Source organism: Flavobacterium silvaticum, assembly GCF_012911565.1.
GTDB lineage: Bacteria > Bacteroidota > Bacteroidia > Flavobacteriales > Flavobacteriaceae > Flavobacterium > Flavobacterium silvaticum.
Genome location: NZ_JAAMPU010000066.1, coordinates 1 through 903, shown reverse-complemented (window position 1 = coordinate 903; position 903 = coordinate 1). Strand labels below are relative to the sequence as shown.

Here is a 903-nt window from a genome sequence, read left to right as displayed (position 1 = left end):
CGCTGCCCTAAAGGTGTACAACCAGGCGTTTCATGCTGTGGGCTAACCGCGGCATCCCACCCGAGCAAAGCGAACTGGCGAAGCAAACGCGGACGGTCAACGCGATGTCCTTGTCATTTTTGTGGAGATTGGATATGTGGATTTTAAAAAGTCCACACTTTGGATTGCCACAAAGATTCCCAACACGGATTTACTGGATTTTATGCTACGAAGTGCGCCGCAGGCGATCACCCGTCCTTCGTGTCATCCATTACCCAATAAAAAAGCCCCGACGCAAGTCGGGGCTTTTGTCAATTATTAATCGTTACTTATTAATTGTCAATTACCGTTTGATCACACGCAACGTCTTCACGTTAGTACCTTGGGTAAGAACGATGTTGTAGACACCACTAGGGTATTTCTCCCCGAACTGGGCCAGTTCGATCCGGCTGGCTTCGAAGGATCTTTCCTCAAGCAGTTTACCGATCATGTCATACACACGTACCTGCACGGCTCCCTCCGAAGTGGAATCCAGGTCGAGCGAGAAGCTCTCGGCATACGGGTTCGGGAATACGGTAGCATTGAAACGCTGTGCGATCACTTCCGGCTGTTGTGTCCCGTCCTGGCGCAATACCCCCGGAGCATACACGAAACAGGCCTCACCGAACGGTGAATGGTAACCCGTGGTCCTCACGGCCACGCGCACCATGTACTTGCCGCCCGGTATGTAACCCGGCACCATGCTGAAGTTGAAGTAGGACAGGGTACGATCCACGATCTGCGAGGAGACCGGGTTGTCGTTTCCATCCACAAGGGATACCTCGAAACGGTAGGCCGTGGCCTTGTTCAGGCTCGCCGTGGAGATGTAGCTGTTCTGCTGGGCCATGTGCTGGTCGCAGTTGTTGATCATCGGAACCCCCGGTG

1 protein-coding gene is annotated in these 903 nt (G+C 53.4%); it reads right to left on the bottom strand.

The window, feature by feature from the left end; all coding sequences use genetic code 11:
* Nucleotides 1-322 precede the first annotated feature (322 nt).
* Entirely contained in the window at nt 323-754 is a 432-nt protein-coding gene (locus G6047_RS00255) for a T9SS type A sorting domain-containing protein (RefSeq protein ID WP_169525299.1), read from the bottom strand.
* Between the last annotated feature and the right edge of the window lie 149 nt (nt 755-903).